4 protein-coding genes are annotated in these 3,167 nt (G+C 66.0%); all 4 read right to left on the minus strand.

Going from position 1 to position 3,167, the window contains the following annotated elements; genetic code table 11:
- On the minus strand, positions 1-1,412 hold a 1,412-nt coding region (locus tag AB1609_19315; protein ID MEW6048592.1), incomplete at its 3' end, for a PocR ligand-binding domain-containing protein.
- A 147-nt stretch (positions 1,413-1,559) separates the two neighbouring features.
- Positions 1,560-1,928 carry a response regulator gene (locus tag AB1609_19320; GenBank protein MEW6048593.1) on the minus strand — a complete coding sequence of 123 codons (369 nt, stop codon included), beginning with the start codon at positions 1,926-1,928 and terminating at the stop codon, positions 1,560-1,562.
- Positions 1,909-2,709, minus strand: coding sequence for a chemotaxis protein CheW (locus AB1609_19325; protein ID MEW6048594.1), 801 nt, complete (start codon positions 2,707-2,709; stop codon positions 1,909-1,911). Before AB1609_19325 ends, AB1609_19320 begins: the two co-directional genes overlap by 20 nt.
- An 8-nt stretch (positions 2,710-2,717) precedes the next feature.
- Positions 2,718-3,167 (minus strand): response regulator (locus AB1609_19330; GenBank protein MEW6048595.1); only part of this gene is annotated, 450 nt, incomplete at its 5' end.

The following is a 3,167-nucleotide window of genomic DNA, read 5'->3' on the forward strand; positions in this document are numbered from 1 at the left end:
CCCAGATAGCTCACTTCTTCCTCAGTCCAGCCCCGCGGTACGGGGGAATAGACCTTCAGTGTGCCGAGAATCTTTCGACCCGACCGTACCGGCACCACGGCTGCCGCGCGCATCTCCGCCGAGCAGTAGGGCAGATGCACGCCCGGCCCGCCGGCGGTCAGGTCCTCCACCACCACGGGTTCTCCCGTCTCCAGCACCTTCCCCAGCACGGTACCCTCCGGCCGGACGCCGCCTGCCCTGGCCCCGAGCTCCGCACCCATGCCCAGGCTCCCCTTCAGCACCAGCTCACCCGTCTCCTCATCAAGCAGCTGCAGGGCACACCGCTCCGCCCCCAGAACCTCCCTGACGCTCCCCAGAGCCGACTCCACCACCGCATCCACGTCCAGGCTGCCCGACACCACCCGCCCCACCTCGGTCAACCGCTCCAGCGTGGCCGCTCTCAGCTTGAGCTCGCGGAAAAGGCGGGCATTCTCAAGGACCAGAGCAAGGCTGGTGCCCAGCGTGGTCAGAAACGCGGTCTCGTCTTCGGCAAAACCCGCACCTTCCGGCCTGCCGGCCACGGTCAGCACGCCCGTTACCCTGCCCCCAACCATCAGGGGTAAGGCTACCGCCGGCCGCCTTTCTTCGGCCGTGTCACCTCCGGGCCGGCTGTTAAATTGAACGGAGCGGGTCTCTCGCTCAACAGCAGCAACCACTTCGCCCGACGGCACCACCCGGAACTCGTCACAGGACTCCACAGTGGCTGCCACCTCGGCCGCCGTTGCAGCTGGCGTCGCCTTGCCCAGCATTACCACCGACCCGCTGGTGGCACCGGTCAACTCCAGCACCGCCTCGAGCGTCTGCCGGGCGACCTCGGCCACCTCGAGGCTCCCGGAAACGGTCCGGCTGAACTCAAAGAGAGCGGCAAGCTGGTCCACCTTCCTGCCAAGTTCCTGCTTGGCGTAGAGCAGCCGGGTCACGGTGTCCGTCACCTTCCGTATGACCGCCATGACCGTCCGTAGTCGCTCTTCCGCCCAGAGTGGCACCGCCCCGGCCGCCTCAAGAAGCTTTTCCGGATCAATACCCGTTTCCCGGGCCAGCCGCGCCACCGCCTCCTCCGCCAGCGGCCGCAGGGCCACGTTGCCGCCTAGCACCACCGCTACCGCCTCTCCGGCCGCCTGCAGGGGAACCGCCAGATGCACCAGCCCGGCATGGCAGGTGTCGAGAACCTCCCTCCCCGCAGCCGCAGCAGCCCTCGCAGAGGCTGCATGCGAAGCCGCACACCTGGCCCGCGCTTCCGGATTGCTGTCGAGCACGGCGCAGAAAGAACACAGGTTGGACGGGTCGGTCAGCGGACGGCCGTCCGGGTACGCAACCATGACGGCCAGCCCCAGAATCCCACCCATGCTCTCCTGAAGCTCCCACAGTCCCATATCCCCTGCTTCTTGGTAAAACACGTCAGCCCGTCCCCCAACGCTCCGCCTGCTCCTAAAACCGGCGGCTGCATACGTAGTGGGTACAGCACCACAGATCATCGCCGCCCTGCGCGCCCAGTAACACGGCCCGCAAACAGCGGTGCCTTAACCACGGCTGACGACCCCCACCAGTTTCCCCACGGCAAACAAAACCCGGTCCGGCTGGTACGGCTTGACCACGAAGTCCCGCGCACCAGCCTGGATGGCTTCCATCACCACCGAGGATTGACCCAGGGCGCTCAGCATGACAACGTTCGCGTCCGGGTCAACCTGCCTGATCGCCCGCAGCGCCTCCAGCCCGTCCATCTCGGGCATGGTAATGTCCATCAACACAACGGCAGGACGGTGCCGCTTGTACAGTTCCACCGCCACGCGCCCGTTCTCCGCTTCCAGCACCTCGTAACCGGCACCCTTCAGCAGGCCGGCAGTGCGCATCCTCATGAAAGCCGAATCGTCAACCACCAACACCTGCATTTTTGCCCACTCCCACGTCGAGAAGTACGGAGGTCTCAATGATTCCCACCAGGCCAGACGGACCGCGTGCGACCGCCGAGAACAGCGGTAACCATCCAGCGGGCACGTCCTCGTGGGGTTGAGGCACCAGTGCGATGACGCCGTGGATCTCCTCAACCTCGATTGCCGCCTTTGTCCCCGCGGCATCCACCACCAGAAGGAACCCGGCATCCCGCTCCCGCAGCCCCGCTACCGCGCAAAAGTCAACGATGGGTATCACCTCCCCGCGCAGGTTGACCAGCCCCCGCAGCCACCGGCTGGCGCACGGGACCCTGCTCACCGGAAGCGGCCGGGACACCTCGTCGACAGCGCCTACCGGCACAGCCGCGGTCAACCCCCCGAGCGAAAACACGAGATACCTCCGCTCTGCGTCACCGGTGTCGTCCGGCTCACCCCCTGCTGGAGTCCCGGTGATTGGCGACTTCGCTCGCCGGGCCTCCGCGTGGAGCCGCCGGATGGTGTCCACAAGCTCCAGGATCGCCTCCAACTCTTCCGGGGCAGGATGGCGCTGCTTTTTTCTCAACTCTTCCATAGAGGATTCGAACTCGTGGCATAATGCCGAAACCTCCTGGAGACCCAAGAAGGCACTGTTTCCCTTCAGCGTATGGACGCAGCGGAAGATCTCGTCAACCGCAGTTGTTTCGCTAGGGTTCCCCTCCAGCTCAAGGGCGCACTGCTCAACGGTGGCCAGGAGGTCCTCCGCTTCGACCAGGTATTCCCTCCACAGGTCCTCGTCAACCACCAGCGCGCTCACCTCCTGCAGCCACGGCTACCGGCCAGGAGGGCTCTCACCGTGGCGACCAGCATCTCGGGCGGAACGGGCTTGGTGAGATAGAGGTCGGCACCGGCCGCGAGGGCCTGCCTGACGCGCTCGCCGGCAGCCTCGCTCGACAGGACCACCACGGGCAGGCCCCGGTAAGCGGGGTCCTCCCTCACCTGGCGTACCAGATCGACTCCGTCCATCATGGGCATGTTGACGTCGGCTATCACGAGCTCCCACTCGCCCCGGTAAAGCTTCTCCAGCGCCTCCAGGCCGTTTTCCGCCGTACCCACTTCAAAGCCGGCGCCCTCAAGCACCATGCACACCAGCCGCCGGGTGATACCGGAGTCGTCAACCACGAGCACGCGATCCACGCCTCCCACCCCTACTTCACGTACACGAAGTCGCGGCCCACCCTCTTCAGGCGGAACGAACGCGAT

Source organism: Bacillota bacterium, from assembly GCA_040754675.1.
In the GTDB taxonomy this organism is placed as follows: Bacteria; Bacillota; Limnochordia; order Limnochordales; family Geochordaceae; genus Geochorda.

What these genes read in the sequence shown, in the direction of transcription:
- AB1609_19320 (MEW6048593.1), bottom strand. Translation starts at nt 1,928, where the DNA reads ATGCAGGTGTTGGTGGTTGACGATTCGGCTTTCATGAGGATGCGCACT.